The organism is Acinetobacter sp. AS167 (assembly GCF_037152175.1).
GTDB lineage: Bacteria > Pseudomonadota > Gammaproteobacteria > Pseudomonadales > Moraxellaceae > Acinetobacter.
Genome location: NZ_JBBCMP010000001.1, coordinates 201956 through 220010 on the forward strand (window position 1 = coordinate 201956; position 18055 = coordinate 220010).

Sequence of the window (18055 nt, forward strand, 5' to 3'; positions counted from 1 at the left end):
ATCTATTCCTTAAAAGTCTCATTTAAAGCTTGTTGCACCGCATCTACACGTGACTTACAGGCTTTATATGCAGACATAGATTCTTCAACAATCTTCATTAAATTATCAATATCAGGTTCTTCTTGAGATTCTAATAATTCTGCATTTTTCTTTAGAACGTCATAACCTTCTTTAAACGTTAAATCTTGTTTAGCCATTGCTTAATACCTGTGTCACATTTGCGTTGATCGTGCCATCCAGTAACTCTACTTGGATGCGATCAGTTGAAATTTGTTGAATAGAACGAATGGCTTTACCATCACTACGGACAATAGCATAACCTTTGGCCATGACATGACGTGGATTTTGCAAAAGCGTTTCACGCATGAGTGATTCAACTTGATTGGATGCCAATTTAATCAGTTGCTGTGCCAAATACTGAACAGTACCTTTCATCAAATCTAAGCTTTTATTTGTCTCATTGATTTGCCCTTGAGAAAGCGTTTTAATGACTTTGATGTACTGATCATTCTGGCTTTGGTAAGCAGTGATTTGATGCTGAGATAACAGTTTAATCTTCTGTAGAGAATCTAGCACATCTTGGGTTCGCTCTACGATTAGATTTCGAATCCCTGCAATCACTTTACTCGGTGTATCAAAAGAACGGTTCGCTACTTCATCTAAAATGGTTCTATCTTTTTCATGGCCTATACCTACCCAGATTGGAACAGAGCGTTTGCAGAGTAGCGCAGCGAGATTGTAATCATTGAGATAGGCCAGATCATTGACTGCACCTCCACCACGAATAATCACAATAAGATCTGGTGGGGTGTTGAGGTCTTTCGCCCATTGTCGTAATCCATTTGCTAAAGCTTCAGAAATACTTGTAGCCGCAGTGTTCCCCTGAAACGTTGCTGTATGATAGAAAAAATGACAAACGCCAGCTTGATCGAGAGCATCTGCATCTTTCTTAAAGTCACCCAAGCCAGCAGCATTTTCAGGAGCAATGACGAGCACATTTTCAATATCAAATGGGGTAGGCAGTAATTTATTTTTATTCAGTAAACCTTCGCTGGTCAGTCTCTCTAAAATTTGTTGATAACGCCGTGCAAGATCTCCTAAGGTATAACTTGAATCTATTGCTTCAATATTGACTGAAAAACCATATTGGGGATTAAATACAGCTTTCACTTTAATCAGTACATTGAGATCACGAGAGAGTTCAATGCCACTTTCACGCTTAAACTTTAACACCATTTTGGCAGCAGAGAATTTCCAGATTGTTGCCTTACAACTGGCAATGACTTTATCTGAATCTTCCTCCTTTTCTGCAAGTTCTAAGTAGTAGTGGCCGCCCTTGATGCTTAGATTTCTAATCTCAGCTTTTACCCATATTGGTTCATCAAAAGTTATACGTATAACTTCTTGAACTGTTGCAAGGTATTCACTTAATGAAAGCTGTAAGTCAGACATACAAAGAAAATTACGATAAATTTATCTAAATATTATATAGCATGGTAACTCAAGGCGGTGAAGATATATTGATCTTATACATCGGGTATGGCATATTTTTATGATGTTGATGGGCGTTATCGACATCTACTTAAACCAAATTGTTTTTTAGTCTTTAAAGTAAAAACACAAGTTAAATCATTAATATTTATTAGCTTTTTTTATTGGTATTTTGTACCAGCTATGATTTAGAAAGTAATCATGCGCATTGTATGGGATATGGAGCAGATGTCAGTAACGTTACATCAACAATGAGTGATTATGATCGCTTTAGATATCAGAGTCAGAATGGGATGAGTATGCTTAACAGTAATGCACTCTCACCGAAAATGCGAACCGATTGTTATAAAATTGACCCGAAACAAACCAAATAACTTCAAAGCTCATCAATAGATGGGCTTTAATTTTATGTAAACTAAACTTCTTTTATAGAGCATTCAAAAAATTATAAATTATGAAAAAAATCCTTTTTTTATTTATTTTATGGATATCACAGCTTTGTTATGCAGATCCAATAATGCCAATTTTTGATAAAAAATTAAATATAGAGAAATTCAAAGAACATTTTGATCGTGATCATACTCGGTATCCTGAAAATGATAAATTAATCGCAGAACGAGAAACAGCTTTGGATCAACCTAAATATAAAGTGATTTTGACGAGAATAATATTTGGTAGAGAATATGAGCTTCAAACTTATATCAAAATGATTGGTTATCACGACTGCGAAGCTAGAAAAATTTTCTTATATTCAGGATATTATGATTACAATGCAGATCTTACTGAAACTTATAGAACTGTGACTAAATTTCCACAGGGTAGTAAGTTGATTGAAGATGCTTGTTTAGATAAATAAATTTTAAAATTTCATTTAAAGATAAATTCTCATACATCATAATCAACTAATATATTATTTTAATAACCCATTTCCCCAAAAAGTGGGTAATTTCTAAAAGTATTTTTTGAAAAAAAGTTTATCTAGCGTGAAAGAATCTGGCTTGTTTGTAAAAATAAAAAGTAAAATCAAAATATAAAGCAAATCATGGGTATAAAAAAACCAGCTTATCCAAGTGATCAAATTAAGACCTGGTGGAATTGTATAAATACCAACGGTTACGAGTGCTACAAAGCAAATAAAGAGCAATATAAGGCTGGTTAACTGAGTAAATAATCCTAGGGTTAGCAATAGCCCGAATGCAAATTCAAATAAAGAAACAATGATAGCTGTGACTTCTGGAAAAGGTATACCAGCAGAAACAATCGTTTCCAACATGATTTGTTGATTTTTCTCTACAAATAATTTGTTATAACCCGTTGTTAAGAAAAATAAACCGATTGAAACTCTGGTTAATATTAAGGCGAACTGACTAAATTTTGGCGAATTAAATGGATTTTTAAAGAGAAAACCAAGCATGTGTCTATAATTCTGAAAATTAAAAAATATCTTAATAATCTGAGTAGACTTTTTAAATGTAAGCATTGTTGGTGAGTGTATATAATTTGTCATTTATACAGATTTAAAATTTTGCAAGTCAGTTCGAAATGTTACCTAAGTTTCATAAAATACACATTATGAAGTTCATACTTTGATATGGTATATTTTTTAAGCAAAATTGAGCGAACTATGAAAATCTTTTCAATTTTAAGTTTAGCTATGCTGATCGGTTTAACAGCGTGTCAAAAAAGAGATACAGATACACAAAAGCAAGATCAAACAACAACGCCACATTCAGTGGATAAGGACAGTTAATCCAACGCCCACTGATACAGTGGGCTGATTGATATGATGCATTGGTCGAAATCGAAATCATGTTTATGATAAGACGCTTAAAGCGTTTTTTTATTGTAAAAATAAAGTCTTATTTGAGATTAGAAAAATATTTTATAGATAGATCTTTGATTCTTTAGGCTCGATTTCACAATTAAAAGATATCGAAAAGTGGGAGGATTATTAAATTATAAAGCAAAGTTTTATTTAGATATTTTATATCTAATTCATGTAATTTTTAGGCTTTCTCTATAAGAATTCATACTAGAGGTATAAGCTATGATAGCCGAGTAATTTTCTGTAATGATATAAAACTGCCTCGTCCTAATCGGCAATGACAGCACTTGTCTGAGCTCAATACATCTTGCTAATTGATTAAAAAATAAATTTAAATATATAAATTAAAAGAAATTCAAGCTTAAAATGTATAGGGTTCTAAATGATTTTTATGATTTGTGTAGATAACAAGTAGTAATTCGCAATTAGTGGTTGGATTGCTCTAAAGCGCTATGTTAGAACTTAACTTCCATATTTATTCGAGATTAAACATGAAAAAATTATTATTAATTTCATCTTTTTTAGCTGTTGTTTTTGTTGCTGGGTGTAATGCAAAAGACAAAGATAAAGCGACATCTCCTGATAATGAGGTAAGTAGCAGCGCAGTTGCTGTTGATACAAATGAGTCAGCTGAAAAAACGGTAAAGTATGAAACAGCTGATAAGAAACAATTTACGCTGAAGACCAGTGATAATTTTGTTACAGCAACATTAACTGATAATGATGGAAATAATTACTCCTTGAAAGAGGTTCCTGCTGGAAGTGGTATGCGTCTTGAGGGGGAAAATGGTGTTTCAATTCATTCTAAAGGCGATGAAGGAACCATTGAACTTGCAAAAGATAAATCTTTTACAGTGAAAGAAGTAAAATAGAGTTGTAACTTCAACAGCCTCACCATCTGGTGGGGTTTTTTATTGTCAATCAATAATGAAATTAATATGGTATGTTCAAGTGATTTGTAGAAAGTAGAGTGCAAACCATAATTTAGAATAGACATCTTTAAAATTCAATTGAAATAAGATATTTAAGCATACTTCCTCATTTATGCACTTGATTAGAACGCACAGATGAAAATAATTAGCGCACTTTTCATTGAAATGCTTAAATTAATGTAATTTTACCGTGGCATGAAATTTGCTGAAGCTCCTTTGCAATATTTTTATTTTTCAATTGTTAAAGGTATTTTTTATGTTTAAGCAGACGGTTCTTTCACTGTTTATTTGCAGTGCTATCAGTACTTCAGCAGTTAATGCTGAAAGTTTTAATGTCCTTAAGCAATTATCCAACAAGCCTGTTCAATTAAAAGACGGTGAATACAAAGGTAATTATTATGTACCATCAACTTTAAACACGATTACTTGGGGTTACTTACCGAATAAAGAAGCAAAGCCAGTGATAACTGTTCCATCGGGAAGTGTTGTGACTTTCGATACAGTTTCACATGAGGGGTTACTTGAAGATCAAGGACGAGATGCAGAAAAATTCTTTAAATCCAAAGGGGTACGGGATGAATATATTTTAGATGAAGCAAAAAATATTACCAAATCTTCGCTAAAACATGATTTTCATAAAGATGGTCCTCATATTGTGACTGGTCCAATAGCAATTCAAGGTGCGCAACCAGGTGATATTTTAAAAGTAGAAGTCATTAAAGTAGAGCCTCGTGTTCCATATGGCGTCATTTCGAATCGTCATGGTAAAGGTGCATTAGTGGGTGAGTATCCTAAAAGACCACAACAAGAAAATGCTTCGGCTGAACATCCTGAGCGATATGGGAATGTTTCAGTATTTACTCCAATAGAAAAAAATGCAAAGGGTGAATATGAGGGGGTATTAAAAACAGAATCGGGTAAATCGATTCGTTTCCCACTGAGCCCTTTCATGGGGATCATGGGAGTCGCGCCGAATACATCAGAACCAGTGCATTCAGTTCCACCCGCGATGTATGGTGGCAATATTGATATAAATGAGTTAGGTGCTGGATCAACTGCATATTACCCAGTACAAGTGCCAGGTGCATTGTTTTATACAGGTGATAGTCATTTTGCCCAAGGTGATGGCGAAGTTGCTTTAACTGCATTAGAAGCCTCAGCAAGAGCAACACTCAAGTTCACTTTATTAAAAACAGGCAAAGATAAAATCCCAGGTAAAGAAATCGTACAGCCATTAGCCGAAAATGCTGAATTTTGGATCACACCCGGATTAGATCAAGATTTAGATGAAGCAATGAAAAAATCTACACGTGAAGCGATCCGTTTTTTAAACCAAGAATATGGTATTGATGAAGCGATTGCTTATGCCTACCTCAGTGCTGCTACTGATTTTGAAGTATCGCAAGTGGTAGATAAGACCAAGGGAATTCATGCCAAAATACGTAAAGCTGACTTTAAAGAGTTTGTTGAAGACCATAAATAAAATTAAAGCTGCTTAATTAAATATCCTTGAAAGTACCGCCGTGATGTAATTTCAAGGATTTATGATTAGATCTAAAATAATATATAATCCATAAAACGATAATTTAAACGTTATGCATTCATTTCCTTCAATTCAATCATTTATGCTTTGAAACTACATTTTATTGTGATTCTGACTCTCAACAGGAAAGGCATGACTTTTGAAACATGATCAATCGGGTTGGTTTAAACTTTGGTCATGTCCATTCAGTACGCAAAATTTAAACATGAATCATACTTTTACTATTTATATCCTCTATCCAGTCATTTAAATCTAAATCATTGGTAAAAGAATGTTCACCATCGATCTTAAAGACTAACAATGAGTCATGAATACTAATAATATTCGCTAAATGCTGGCGAATGATGTTGGCTTCATAAGTTGTATTGATCAGCCAAGTGGTAGGATTTACTCGAATTGAAGCATCATAGTCACAAATGAGCTTATGCATTTCATCAAAATGGTGTGCCTGTGATGAATTTAAAATAATCAAATAATTCATATTAACAACCTCCATAAAAGAGATTTAGATAAAATAACTTTTATTATGAAATGTGATAAGTATCACGATTTTTTCAATCTAACATCAAAGTATTTTGATCAGGTGAAAAAATGTCGGACAATCTAAAGCTGATTTTTGATGATGTGTTAAATTTTTTTATTGTATTGTTCAAGAAAATTATTAGTGGATATTCCTTTTGTTACATAATAAATAATCAAAAATTTTAAATACTGGCTAAATTGAAGTATGATTAAGTTTAAAATATTTAAACAATAAGCTCATCAAAAGATGGGCTTTTTTGTCTTACTCTCTCTGTGTTATAAAGTTTGAGGCTTAAAATGCTGGTTAAAATAGAAGATGGTTTTTACCTAAATTCACTGCATATTATCGCGATACATGTTTCTAAAAATATGATTACGCAGAATTTTTCTATAAATATAGAATATACCCCGCACAATCAAAATGCCAATGGCCTATATCATAAAATGTGTCAAACCAAAGCTGAAGCGGATTTATTTTTACAAAGTCTACATCAACAAATCGCGCAAATATAAATTAAAATTTTTAGTTGTTTTTAGCATTGAAATTAAAAGTAAAAGACTTCATTTTTTAGACTATGTTTGGGTCAAAATTGAAGTTATCGATAATGTGAAAATCACAATGATCGAACATTTTTAAGATCAAAATGTGTAAACTGAAAATTCTTATTTGTTTAATTTCACTATTCACATTATCAGCTTGCCAAAATATTCAAAAAAATAACAAAATCCTTGCTAAGGTGATTGATACTTGAACACTATTTGATAGATAAACATGCACCAAAGAATGTCATTGTTAGAAATAACATTCGTTATCAAGAACAGCTAAAACTCAGTTTAGATCTCTAGCAGTCAAAAGATATTCAACACCTTGATAAAACGTCCAAGCGTGATTTGGATTCATGGTGGTGGTTGGATTTCAGGTGCTAAAGATAATGCTAAAGGATATTTTAAGCTGCTTGCAGCATAAAGTTATAATGTTGTTTTGGTGCGATAGCAATTTGCAGCACAAGCAACTTATCCAACGCAATTGTATCAAATCAATATCGCACTGCAATTTATCCAGCAAAATGCAAAAAAACCATATAAATGTAGATCAATTATTTTTAGCTGGGGATTCAGCTGGGATTAATTCAGCCAGTCATTATGTAGTGCTTCTCACGAGCCCTAATTTCTCCATGCAATCTGGATTTATAGCTACGATAGAAGCTTCACAACTTAAGGAATTGATCTTGTAATGTGGGATCTATGATATGAATGCTTTTATCCATACAGCACCAGATGAAATCAAACTGATTGAGTGAGGGTAAATAAGCTTGTCCAAGTTTATATAGCTAATCAAAAAGATAATCCTGAATATTTAAAACTTTGATCACCTCTACAGCTTTTTACCAAAAACTATCCGCCTGTTTTTTTATCAGTGGGGGAAATAAAGATTTTTTGACTGATACGAAATCCATTCCTTTTGTAAAAGCTTTGCAAGAAAAGCAAAATTCTCGTTCAAGCTATTTCCTACCCCGAATCAAAAGAATGGTTGGTCCATGAGTATCGATTTTCTTAGGTAAAAAAGCGAGTCAATAAATATTTAATCAAACTATTATGTTTTTGAAGAAAAATGTTGCTGCAAAATAAACTCAAAAAATAATGATTTAAACGGTATTGTCATAAAAGCATGTTATAAAAAATGAAATTGTAGCGAGAAATGAAAAATGGAAATTAGTGTAAAGCAAATCAACAAGCGAATAGATGAATTTCAAGAATCTAGTAAAAAAGCATCAACTTTAGAAATTGGCTATAAAACTTATGCGAAGTTAATGAATGAAGATAAATTTGCAGATGCACTGAAAAAAGATCCAAATAACACAATGGTCCGCTACTACAAAGATATAAAAATTAAATTGGTCACAGAAAAACATCATTTTGAGGTGAAGTAAGTTTATTACTGAAAAGAATAATAAAATTATCATTTATTAAAAAATTTACAACTCAAGGAATGAGTGTGAATTTTTTATCATATTGCATGAGAAAAGTAATATATCTTTAGAGCCCTTACTTGATCCAGCAGGGATCACTCTTTGCTTTTAAAAATCTAAATTTATCACATTTAGAATATTGACATCCGCGACCATTGTTAAACACAACTTGTAACACTTTTTTATTAATTCTTCATTTTTTATCCACTTTTTTTGGATGATGTATCTAAATATTTCTTTTTTTTGATTTTTTTACCATGCGGTTAATGCATTAATAATATTATTTATTAAGAAAAACTAATGAGTTTGAATATTTTTTAAACAGCAGGGTGCTGCAATAATTATTGTGATATAGGTATCAAAACCTGCATAATAACTGAATAAAAACAAATATGTGAGAATATTTATCATTTATAATAAATCTTTTTAATATCTATTCATGCCGTAAAAGTAGCCAGTTAGACTTATTTTTAAGTGTTTTTTAATTTAATTAGGCTTAATTATCTTACAAATTGTGACAAAATATATTAAAATAAATACTGGTTTATTTTGTGACGAAAAATAATGGAAATTTTAAACTTTATAAAGAGTTTCAACACGGTAAACACGTATTTAATTTTGGCGATAATTGCCTTGTTGTTTATAATTTCATTTTTCTACTTTATTCATCCAACCTGATTAGGTGGGAAATTGAAAAAAAGAGGTGAGTATCATATTGATAACTCACCTTTTTTTATAAAACTAGTTTTTATCAAAGTGATGTTGCTTTTTATTCATAAAATTTAATGGCTGAGATTACAAATAGCTAAAGATTGTATTGTAAATTGAATTTATATAACATACCAACCAACTGGTATCTTTTGATGAATTTATGAATTCTATACTTTTTGCCTATAGTTTATTGGCTATCGCTATCCTCGCTGAAGTAACTGGTTCAACTTTCTTAGTGAAATCCCAAGGCTTCACAAAGTTAGTCCCAAGTTTACTGGTGGTGTTTTTTTATGTGATTTCTTTCTATTTACTTTCTCAAGTGATTAAAACAATTCCATTAGGTATTGCTTATGCAATTTGGGCTGGTGTTGGTATTATTCTCACTGCTTTGGTGGGTTACTTCATTTTCAAACAAAGCTTAGACTTTGCTGCAATTGCAGGTATTGGATTAATTATTTCAGGTGTATTGGTGATTAATTTATTTTCAACATCAGCAGGACATTGATAAAAGCACGAAGCGGGTAAGATTTGAGTATGGATAAAATTGTTGGAAATGCTTATCAACGTAAAAAAGATCCTGAAGGTGTTAAAAAATTAATTTTAGCCAACACGATGAATTTAGTTGCTGAACACGGTGTAAATGGTGTGTCGATTCAAAGTATTGCAACTCATTCAGGTGTAACTAAAGGTGGTATATTTCATCATTTTGCCAATAAACAAGTTTTAATTGAGGCAATGTTGGAAGAGTTAATCCAACAATTGGACCAGCAAGTCAGCCTAGCAATTGAAAAAGATCCAGTCACTTATGGCTGCTTTACTCGCGCATATATTGATGTCACCTTAAGTTCTTCATTTGGAGTCAACACTATATGGAGTGCTTTAAGCATGACATTGATGACAGATAAATCTTACAGTGAGAAGTGGGATCAATGGCTAACACGACGGTTATCTCAACATGCTGAAACTGATTATTCTGTCACATTAAAAATATTACGTTATGCTGCCGATGGGGTATGGTTTGTAGAAAGTCTATCCCCAAAAATACAGGATAATTATGAGAAAATTAAACAGGAATTATTGTTAAGGAGTTATCCTGAATAGTGATTCATTTGCTCAGATTTTTAAGCAAAATCAATATCTACAAACTAAAATAAAAATTCTAAAAAAAACCAAGCCAATTGATTTTGGCTTGGAATGGAAAAATTATTTAAATCATTGCTTTATGGTTTATTCACTCCCTAAAGTCATTAAACTTGCATTTCCGCCTGCAGCCGCAGTATTGATACTGATCGCACGCTCAATGAGTAATGGTGCAAGTGGAACAATTGTATTGGCATCCGTTAAGTGAGTTATGCCGACAATTGCACCTTGACGTTGCGCAATCTGGGTCTGTAATTCTTTTAGCCCCGCACCTTGATGTAAAACTGCATCAAATTCTCCAGCAACAACATCCTTGATCATCAAAAATTTTTGTTGCAATACTTTTGGCATCGCTTGAATCATTTTTAAAGCAATCGCATCATCACTTAAAATACAGACTTGCGTATTGAGAGACAAAATTGCATTAAATTGATTCAGCAAAGCCTGTTCTTGCTCTGCGATTGCCAATATCCGATGACGTGATACAACATGATATTGATTCAATTCACCTGTTGGGCCCGGGAGCTCATATAAGGCAATCGGTGATTGATACTGATGCAAAGTCCATTGTGAATAATGCTGTTTTGCCCAAGTGTGAAATTCTCTTTGAATCTCAGATGGTTTTAGATTGAGCTGTTCAGAGATATTTTTTACAGTACCAAAAGGATGCTTTGGTAGGGCTGTATGCTGCATTAATTTATATAAATAAATCGGACCGCCAGCTTTAGGCCCTGTTCCTGATAAGCCTTCACCACCGAAAGGTTGTACGCCAACAACAGCCCCTACAATATTACGGTTAATATATAAGTTACCCACTTCCGCATGTTCAATGGTAGTTTGAATAGTTTCATCGATACGTGTATGTAAACCCATGGTTAAGCCATATCCTTTTGCATTGATATGTTCTAACAATTGCTTTAATTCACCATATTTATAGGTAATGACATGCAATACAGGTCCAAAAACTTCACGTTTTAAATCATTAAGATTTGGAAGTTCAATCACCGTCGGAACAATAAATGTGCCTGCATTTAAATCAGATGTTGGTGTTTCATAAGCAAGTTGATGTATTGCATAACCCTTGCTACGCATCATTTCGATATGCTTTTCAATATTCTGTTGCGCTTCAGAATCAATCACTGGACCTATATCTGTTTTAAGCAAAATAGGTTGCCCAATGTTGAGCTGTTGCATGGCGCCTTTAAGCATCTTAATTAAGGTTGCTGCATTGTCTTCTTGAACGCACAATACACGCAGGGCAGAACAACGTTGACCAGCACTATCAAATGCTGAGTTTACTGCATCGATTACGACTTGTTCTGTCAGTGCAGAAGAATCTACGATCATCGCATTTTGACCACCTGTTTCAGCAATTAGCGGAATCGGTTGACCTGTTGGACTCAGACGTTGTGCTACGGTTTTTTGTAAAATCTTAGCAACTTCAGTGGAACCTGTGAACATAATGCCTTGAATACGCTCATCTTGGCTGAGTTTTGCTCCAACTGTTTCACCACGACCAGGAAGTAATTGTACAACTGATTTTGGAACTCCTGCTTCCCATAAGATTTGAATTGCTTGTGCTGCAATTAATGGGGTTTGTTCAGCAGGTTTAGCAATTACGGTATTTCCTGCAACAAGTGCTGCCGAAATTTGTCCAGTAAAAATTGCAAGTGGGAAGTTCCAAGGGCTGATGCATAAAATTGTACCCAGTGGGCTGAGTGTCCCATTTTCCTCAATGCTTTGCATTTGTGCTGCATAGTATCTGAGGAAATCAACAGCTTCACGTACTTCAGCAATACCATTACTATAGGTTTTACCACTTTCACGGCATAGTAAAACCATTAGCTCCTGAATACGCGACTCCATAATCGAAGCAGCTTTGAGCAATAACTCTGCACGAAAATCTTGAGATGCATTTTTCCAATTTTCAAAAGCTTGATGAGCGTTATCTAAGGCCAAATCCACTTGTGTTGTTTCTGCTTCGATCACATAACCAACTAGATCTGCATGATCAGCTGGATTACGGATTTCTTGCGAATTTATTTCTGATAAGTCTCGTAAATCAAGCTGATCGACAAGGCTATAACTGTTCCATTGGTGTTTTAAATAGTACTGAACAGTTTGATTTAAATCCTTTAATTTACTGTCATCGGCTAGGTCTAAACCTTGAGAGTTTTGGCGTATGCCTTGATATAAATTATGAGGAAGTGGAATAGCAGGGTGTTTTAGCCCAATTGCATGTTCTTTTTCTGCAGTATGTAAAATCTCTTGAACTGGGTTTTCAATCAAGTCTGCAATTTTAATATTTTTATCAGCAATACGGTTAACAAATGAGGTATTAGCACCATTTTCCAATAAACGTCGAACCAGATAGGCCAATAAGGTTTCGTGATTACCGACAGGCGCATAAATACGACATGGAATCCCTAATTTTTGATCTGAAACCTTGCCTACTACTTGTTCATAGAGTGGTTCACCCATGCCATGTAAGCATTGGAATTCGTATTGACCAAGATAATATTTTTGTGGATCTGCTAACTCATAAATTGTGGCAAGCGTTTGTGCATTATGTGTCGCAAATTGCGGATACACTTGATCAGGTGCAGCCAATAATTTTTTTGCACAAGCAATATAAGACAAATCTGTATGCACTTTACGGGTAAACACTGGATAGTCAGACATACCGTCAATTTGTGCTTTTTTGATTTCACTGTCCCAGTAAGCACCTTTGACCAGACGAATCATTAAACGTTTTTGACTGCGTTTTGCCAGATCAATAATATAATCCACCACATAAAAACAACGCTTTTGATAGGCTTGGATCACAAAGCCAATACCTTTCCAGTTTGCTAGTTGTGGCTCAAAGCATAAACGCTCAAGTAATTCTAAAGACAGCTCTAACCGATCCGCTTCTTCTGCATCAATATTGAGGCCAATATCATAAGTCTTTGCTAAAAGTGCTAAATTTAAAATACGAGGATAAAGTTCATGATGCACACGTTCGGTTTGAGAACGTTGATATCGTGGATGTAAAGCCGAAAGTTTAATAGAAATTCCTGGACCAGTATAAACATCTTTACCTTCAGACGCTTTACCTATGGCATGAATCGCTTGTGTATAGTCTTCGAAATAGCGATCTGCATCGTGTTCAGTCAGTGCAGCTTCACCAAGCATGTCATAAGAATAACGGAAACCTTTGTCTTCAAGGGTTTTGGCATTGTCCAAAGCCTCTTCGATGGTTTCACCAGTAACAAATTGCTCACCCATCATACGCATTGCTGCATCAACTGCTTTACGGATGATGCCTTTACCTGTACGTGCTAAAAGCGAAGTGAGGATCCCAGAAAGGCTAGTCTGTTTAGGTGTTTCCATCAGTTTGCCAGTCAGCATGAGTCCCCATGCAGCAGCATTGACAAACATGAGATTACTTTGGCCTAAATGATCTTTCCAGTTACCTTGATTAATTTTATCGCGAATCAATAAGTCTCGGGTCGCACTATCAGGAATACGCAATAAGGCTTCAGCTAGGCACATCAATGCAATGCCTTCTTGTGAAGACAATGAAAATTCTTGTAGCAGTCCTTGTACAATCCCTGCTTTGCCTGATGAACTTTTACGGTCACGTAAGCTATGCGCTAAATTAAATGCAATGTCATAGATTTTCTGATTCATCTCTTCAGAAATTTGACTGTGCTCAAGTAAGTTTTCAACACATTCCGACTCAGCAAGACGCCATGCATGATTGATTTTTTCTTCAAAATCAGTTTTGTCTTTAAATTCGGTAATGTAATCCAAACTTGGCAGTAGGTTTGCGTTTAAAACTTGAGGTGAATCCATATTCATTGTCAACGTCCTGTGACTAGCAAATATTTTTGTTGAGCAGATGGGTTTATATAATTTATGATTACAGAATATTTAGTGAATAACTCACTATAATTTGAATAATATTTAGAGAATTATTCTATGGAAAGCGCTTATTTAAACTTGGATCGTATAGATATTCGAATTTTGGATATTTTGCAAAAAGATGGGAAAATTTCCAATATTAAGCTGGCTGAAAAAGTCAATTTATCGCCTACAGCTGCGCTTGCTCGAGTACAGAAATTGACAGGAGAAGGGTTTATTTTAGGCTATGAAGCAAAACTAAATCCAAAAATGTTAGGCGCTAATTTTGTTGTATTTGTTGAGATTCTTTTAGATAAAACCACACCCAATGCTTTAGATGCGTTTTCAGATGCAATCGTACAATATCCAGAAATTATGGCATGTCATATGATCAGTGGTGGTTTTGATTTTTTGGTAAAGATTCGATGTGCTGATATGGAAGAGTTTCGTCGTATTTCAGGGCAGGTGCTATGGCAATTGCCTGGGGTAAAAGAAACGCGTAGTTATCCAGTAATGGAAGTGATTAAAGACAGCTCACAATTACATTTAAATTTTAAAGCGAAAGTAAAGAAATAGAAAAGGGGCATCAATGCCCCAACTCTAATGATTTATTCAAGCACATGAATTTACATGTTTTTCATTTCACGATTATAAATTTGTTCAGCATTTTCAAAACGATCAATCACATCTTTTTCAGGCGCTTTGTCCATTAAACTAACCACAATGATACTGATGAAAGACAGGATAAAGCCTGGAACGATTTCATATAAACCGGTATGTACCATCGTGTTTTTCCAAACAATTACTGTTGCAGCACCGACAATGATACCGATTATTGCACCATTCAAAGTCATACGTTTCCAGAACACAGACAATAAAATAAGTGGACCAAATGCTGCACCAAAACCAGCCCATGCATAAGCGACTAAACCAAGTACCTTACTTTCTGGGTTAAATGCCAAAATGATAGCCAGTACTGAAATAGCTAAAACCATTAAACGACCGACCCAAACCAACTCATTTTGTGAGGCTTTTTTGCGAAGAAAAGATTTATATAAATCTTCAGTCAAGGTGCTTGAGCATACCAAAAGCTGACAGCTTAATGTACTCATTACAGCAGCTAAAATAGCGGCTAAAACAACACCTGCAACCCATGGATTAAATAAAATTTTGGTCAATTCCATAAACACTGTTTCTGGATTTTTTGCCACAATTGCAGCAGACGGAATGTCCGGATGTGCTTGGAAATAAGCAATACCAACATAACCGACAGCAACAGCACCTGCTAAACATAGAATCATCCACGCCATACCAATACGACGAGCATTGGGAATAGTTTTCACTGAATCTGCTGCCATAAAACGGACTAGAATATGTGGTTGTCCAAAATAGCCTAAGCCCCATGCCATTGATGAAATGATGGCGATAAAACTAACTCCTTGGAACATATTTGCGGCATGGGGGCGTGCGGTTTCAATCAATTGATTGACATGTTGTAAATCACCAACTGCCAAGAAAGTCATAATTGGCGCCAAAAGCAATGCAAAAATCATCAAGCCCGCTTGAAATGTATCCGTCCAACTGATCGCAAGGAAGCCACCGATACACACATAGCTGATGGTTGCAATCGCACTGACCCAAAGAGCAGTGGTGTAGTTCATAGCAAAAATACTTTCAAATAAACGTGCACCTGCCACCATGCCTGAAGCACAGTAAATACCAAAGAAGATTAAAATGACCAGTGCAGAAATGATACGTATCACTTTCTTTTTATCACCAAAACGGCTGGTGAAATAATCTGGTAATGTTAATGCATTATTTTGTATTTCAGTATGGACACGTAAACGGCCTGCGACCAAGTACCAATTGAGCCAAGCACCAATAATAAGCCCGATTGCGATCCATGATTCAGATAATCCAGTCAGGTAAATTGCACCCGGTAGTCCCATGAGTAGCCAACCACTCATATCCGATGCACCCGCTGAAAGTGCGGTGACAAAACTCCCTAAACTTCGACCTCCCAAAATATAATCTGAGAAATCGGTGGTTTTTCTATAGGCATATAAGCCAATACAAACCATTGCAATAATATAAAAGATAAACGTTACAACTGTGGGGTTGAGTGAGTCCATATTTAATTCAGTCCTTGTGGAGTAAATCTCCAAGTTTTATTTTTTATCGCATAAGTTTCACGAGCGAATTCTTTCACACAACTAAAAAATATCGCTGTGATTTTTATAAGGTGATTGTGCAAGATTTATGTATCCGATTGTAACTTTAGATACAAATGCAAATAATCAGCAATTTATATCTAAAAAATTCTACTGGGAGTGTTTAAGTGACTGTGGGATTATACTTTACGTAAAGTTACATTGTTAACATTTAATTGATAGTTCCATAAAATTGTTTATCGAAATGACATCTTTTGCTAGTACAAAAGCAGATGAGAAGGAATATTATTATCACTGCACAACTATAGTGCATAAATACATAATGAGCAGATCACATGGAAACGGTTCAACTTGAAGTTACAAGAATAGAAAAAGATTTGTTAGGAAGTAAAGAAGTTCCTATAAACAGTTATTATGGCATTCACACAATCCGAGCTTTAGAAAATTTTAATATTTCTAAACATACCGTTGGAGAGCAAAACTTTTTTATTCGTGCTTTGGCTCAGGTCAAAAAGGCCTCGGCACAAACTAATTTGCAATTTAATACGATCTCTGAAGAAATCAGTGTAGCAATTCAAAAAGCCAGTGATGAACTGATTGAAAATCCGCAAAATTGGAAAGATGAATTTCCAACAGATGTATACCAAGGTGGCGCGGGTACATCGATTAATATGAATACCAATGAAGTTATTGCCAATATTGCGTTAGAGTCTTTAGGTTATGCGAAAGGACGTTATGACATCATTCATCCAAATGACCATGTTAATAAATCTCAATCGACCAATGATGTCTATCCCACAGCATTACGTTTAGCAACTTACTATTCACTGGATTTGTTATTTGAAAAAATCAATAACTTGATTAGTTCACTGACATTGAAATCTGCTGAGTTTCAATATGTGTTAAAAATGGGACGAACACAGTTACAAGATGCTGTCCCAATGACATTAGGGCAAGAGTTTCATGCCTTTGCTACATTACTCAAAGAAGATGTTCGTTTAATTAAAAAAACCCGTGAACTTTTATTAGAAATTAATTTAGGCGCTACTGCGATTGGTACAGGCGTAAATACGCCTCATGGTTATGCTACCCAGGTCAATGAAAATTTAAAAGCCTTAACAGGATTAAACTTAAGTGGTGCAGAAGATTATGTTGAAGCGACCAGTGATTGCGGTGTATTTATTATCCTTTCAAGCACCTTAAAACGTTTGGCTGTAAAACTCTCTAAAATTTGTAATGACTTACGTCTATTAAGTTCTGGCCCAAGAACAGGTTTATGGGAAATTCGCTTACCTGAATTACAAGCTGGTTCATCGATCATGCCAGCGAAAGTCAATCCAGTGATTCCCGAGGTGGTCAATCAAATTGCATTTAAAGTGATTGGTAATGATTTAACCATTACCTTTGCAGCAGAAGCAGGCCAATTACAGTTAAATGTTATGGAACCTGTGATTGCACTTACCATGAATGAGTCAATTGAGTTACTAATCCATGCAATCCAAACCTTGGATGAGAAGTGTATTCAAGGTGTGATCGCCAATGAAAAAACCTGTTTTGATGCTGTGATGCGTAGTGTCGGAATAATTACCTTACTTGATCCAATTTTAGGTCATGCGAAGTGTGATGAAATTGGGAAGCAATGTATTGCTGAAAATAAAACCATTCAAGAGGTTGTACTTGAACAAGGTTTATTGAGCCAAGAACGTCTAGATGAAATTTTCTCTTTTGAAAATATGATTGCAGAAATTGCAGTACAGCCATATGAAGAAATCGGTAAAGCAGGCTAATTGTTTGAATTACGGCTATTGATCCGTGTAAAAAAGATCTGATAGATACAGCATTTGGGTGCTGTATTTTTATGCATG

Annotated in this window: 16 protein-coding genes and 1 pseudogene; 11 read left to right on the forward strand and 6 right to left on the reverse strand. The window is 34.7% G+C overall.

All coding sequences use genetic code 11. From position 1 onward, the window contains the following. Window positions 1-2 precede the first annotated feature (2 nt). The gene (gene xseB, locus WFN33_RS01020) at window positions 3-197 is read right to left on the reverse strand and encodes an exodeoxyribonuclease VII small subunit (RefSeq protein ID WP_034615548.1); all 195 of its coding nucleotides are present in this window, start codon (window positions 195-197) and stop codon (window positions 3-5) included. Next, the gene (gene xseA / locus WFN33_RS01025) at window positions 190-1452 is read right to left on the reverse strand and encodes an exodeoxyribonuclease VII large subunit (RefSeq protein WP_336950906.1); all 1263 of its coding nucleotides are present in this window, start codon (window positions 1450-1452) and stop codon (window positions 190-192) included. Before xseA ends, xseB begins: the two co-directional genes overlap by 8 nt. Window positions 1453-1945: 493 nt before the next feature. Between xseA and WFN33_RS01030 the strand changes: the two genes are divergently transcribed. Continuing rightward, on the forward strand, window positions 1946-2347 hold the full coding sequence (locus WFN33_RS01030; protein ID WP_336950907.1) for a hypothetical protein: 402 nt from the start codon (window positions 1946-1948) through the stop codon (window positions 2345-2347). A 93-nt stretch (window positions 2348-2440) separates the two neighbouring features. Here WFN33_RS01030 and WFN33_RS01035 read toward each other — a convergent pair whose 3' ends face one another. Further along, complete coding sequence (locus tag WFN33_RS01035; RefSeq protein WP_336950908.1) at window positions 2441-2905, reverse strand: DoxX family membrane protein; 465 nt, start codon at window positions 2903-2905, stop codon at window positions 2441-2443. A 210-nt stretch (window positions 2906-3115) separates the two neighbouring features. On the opposite strand from WFN33_RS01035, the gene WFN33_RS01040 reads away from it, so the two are divergent. The 3 genes from WFN33_RS01040 (at window position 3116) to WFN33_RS01050 (ending at window position 5731) form a co-directional block, all read left to right on the forward strand. After that, the gene (locus tag WFN33_RS01040) at window positions 3116-3241 is read left to right on the forward strand and encodes a hypothetical protein (protein ID WP_004821939.1); all 126 of its coding nucleotides are present in this window, start codon (window positions 3116-3118) and stop codon (window positions 3239-3241) included. 566 nt (window positions 3242-3807) lie between these two features. Continuing rightward, complete coding sequence (locus WFN33_RS01045) at window positions 3808-4188, forward strand: MliC family protein (RefSeq protein WP_336950909.1); 381 nt, start codon at window positions 3808-3810, stop codon at window positions 4186-4188. 316 nt (window positions 4189-4504) lie between these two features. Then, window positions 4505-5731 (forward strand): acetamidase/formamidase family protein, encoded by a 1227-nt coding sequence (locus WFN33_RS01050; RefSeq protein WP_336950910.1) that lies wholly within the window; start codon window positions 4505-4507, stop codon window positions 5729-5731. 259 nt (window positions 5732-5990) lie between these two features. On the opposite strand, the gene WFN33_RS01055 is transcribed toward WFN33_RS01050, so the two are convergent. Further along, entirely contained in the window at window positions 5991-6272 is a 282-nt protein-coding gene (locus WFN33_RS01055; protein WP_336950911.1) for a hypothetical protein, read from the reverse strand. A 338-nt stretch (window positions 6273-6610) separates the two neighbouring features. Here WFN33_RS01055 and WFN33_RS01060 point away from each other — a divergent pair, with 338 nt between their 5' ends. The 5 genes and pseudogenes from WFN33_RS01060 to WFN33_RS01080 all read left to right on the forward strand — a co-directional run bounded on the left by WFN33_RS01060 (window position 6611) and on the right by WFN33_RS01080 (window position 10095). Continuing rightward, complete coding sequence (locus WFN33_RS01060; protein ID WP_336950913.1) at window positions 6611-6826, forward strand: hypothetical protein; 216 nt, start codon at window positions 6611-6613, stop codon at window positions 6824-6826. Between the two features lie 131 nt (window positions 6827-6957). Further along, window positions 6958-7891, forward strand: a pseudogene (locus tag WFN33_RS01065) (alpha/beta hydrolase). Window positions 7892-8019: 128 nt separating this feature from the next. Further along, window positions 8020-8244 carry a hypothetical protein gene (locus WFN33_RS01070; protein ID WP_004719860.1) on the forward strand — a complete coding sequence of 75 codons (225 nt, stop codon included), beginning with the start codon at window positions 8020-8022 and terminating at the stop codon, window positions 8242-8244. 910 nt (window positions 8245-9154) lie between these two features. Continuing rightward, complete coding sequence (locus WFN33_RS01075; protein ID WP_336950915.1) at window positions 9155-9499, forward strand: DMT family transporter; 345 nt, start codon at window positions 9155-9157, stop codon at window positions 9497-9499. A gap of 29 nt (window positions 9500-9528) precedes the next feature. Continuing rightward, complete coding sequence (locus WFN33_RS01080; protein ID WP_336950916.1) at window positions 9529-10095, forward strand: TetR/AcrR family transcriptional regulator; 567 nt, start codon at window positions 9529-9531, stop codon at window positions 10093-10095. Between the two features lie 126 nt (window positions 10096-10221). On the opposite strand, the gene putA is transcribed toward WFN33_RS01080, so the two are convergent. Further along, a complete protein-coding gene (gene putA, locus WFN33_RS01085; protein ID WP_336950917.1) occupies window positions 10222-13977 on the reverse strand; it encodes a trifunctional transcriptional regulator/proline dehydrogenase/L-glutamate gamma-semialdehyde dehydrogenase in 3756 nt (1251 codons plus the stop codon). Window positions 13978-14097: 120 nt separating this feature from the next. Here putA and WFN33_RS01090 point away from each other — a divergent pair, with 120 nt between their 5' ends. Further along, entirely contained in the window at window positions 14098-14595 is a 498-nt protein-coding gene (locus tag WFN33_RS01090; protein ID WP_336950918.1) for an Lrp/AsnC ligand binding domain-containing protein, read from the forward strand. A 50-nt stretch (window positions 14596-14645) separates the two neighbouring features. Here WFN33_RS01090 and putP read toward each other — a convergent pair whose 3' ends face one another. Next, a complete protein-coding gene (putP, locus tag WFN33_RS01095; protein WP_336950920.1) occupies window positions 14646-16151 on the reverse strand; it encodes a sodium/proline symporter PutP in 1506 nt (501 codons plus the stop codon). A 374-nt stretch (window positions 16152-16525) separates the two neighbouring features. Between putP and aspA the strand changes: the two genes are divergently transcribed. Next, a complete protein-coding gene (aspA, locus tag WFN33_RS01100) occupies window positions 16526-17977 on the forward strand; it encodes an aspartate ammonia-lyase (RefSeq protein ID WP_336950921.1) in 1452 nt (483 codons plus the stop codon). The last annotated feature ends 78 nt before the right edge of the window (window positions 17978-18055 follow it).

What these genes read in the sequence shown, in the direction of transcription:
- xseB (WP_034615548.1), bottom strand. Translation starts at nt 197, where the DNA reads ATGGCTAAACAAGATTTAACGTTTAAAGAAGGTTATGACGTTCTAAAG.
- xseA (WP_336950906.1), bottom strand. Translation starts at nt 1,452, where the DNA reads ATGTCTGACTTACAGCTTTCATTAAGTGAATACCTTGCAACAGTTCAA.
- WFN33_RS01030 (WP_336950907.1), top strand. Translation starts at nt 1,946, where the DNA reads ATGAAAAAAATCCTTTTTTTATTTATTTTATGGATATCACAGCTTTGT.
- WFN33_RS01035 (WP_336950908.1), bottom strand. Translation starts at nt 2,905, where the DNA reads ATGCTTGGTTTTCTCTTTAAAAATCCATTTAATTCGCCAAAATTTAGT.
- WFN33_RS01040 (WP_004821939.1), top strand. Translation starts at nt 3,116, where the DNA reads ATGAAAATCTTTTCAATTTTAAGTTTAGCTATGCTGATCGGTTTAACA.
- WFN33_RS01045 (WP_336950909.1), top strand. Translation starts at nt 3,808, where the DNA reads ATGAAAAAATTATTATTAATTTCATCTTTTTTAGCTGTTGTTTTTGTT.
- WFN33_RS01050 (WP_336950910.1), top strand. Translation starts at nt 4,505, where the DNA reads ATGTTTAAGCAGACGGTTCTTTCACTGTTTATTTGCAGTGCTATCAGT.
- WFN33_RS01055 (WP_336950911.1), bottom strand. Translation starts at nt 6,272, where the DNA reads ATGAATTATTTGATTATTTTAAATTCATCACAGGCACACCATTTTGAT.
- WFN33_RS01060 (WP_336950913.1), top strand. Translation starts at nt 6,611, where the DNA reads ATGCTGGTTAAAATAGAAGATGGTTTTTACCTAAATTCACTGCATATT.
- WFN33_RS01070 (WP_004719860.1), top strand. Translation starts at nt 8,020, where the DNA reads ATGGAAATTAGTGTAAAGCAAATCAACAAGCGAATAGATGAATTTCAA.
- WFN33_RS01075 (WP_336950915.1), top strand. Translation starts at nt 9,155, where the DNA reads ATGAATTCTATACTTTTTGCCTATAGTTTATTGGCTATCGCTATCCTC.
- WFN33_RS01080 (WP_336950916.1), top strand. Translation starts at nt 9,529, where the DNA reads ATGGATAAAATTGTTGGAAATGCTTATCAACGTAAAAAAGATCCTGAA.
- putA (WP_336950917.1), bottom strand. Translation starts at nt 13,977, where the DNA reads ATGAATATGGATTCACCTCAAGTTTTAAACGCAAACCTACTGCCAAGT.
- WFN33_RS01090 (WP_336950918.1), top strand. Translation starts at nt 14,098, where the DNA reads ATGGAAAGCGCTTATTTAAACTTGGATCGTATAGATATTCGAATTTTG.
- putP (WP_336950920.1), bottom strand. Translation starts at nt 16,151, where the DNA reads ATGGACTCACTCAACCCCACAGTTGTAACGTTTATCTTTTATATTATT.
- aspA (WP_336950921.1), top strand. Translation starts at nt 16,526, where the DNA reads ATGGAAACGGTTCAACTTGAAGTTACAAGAATAGAAAAAGATTTGTTA.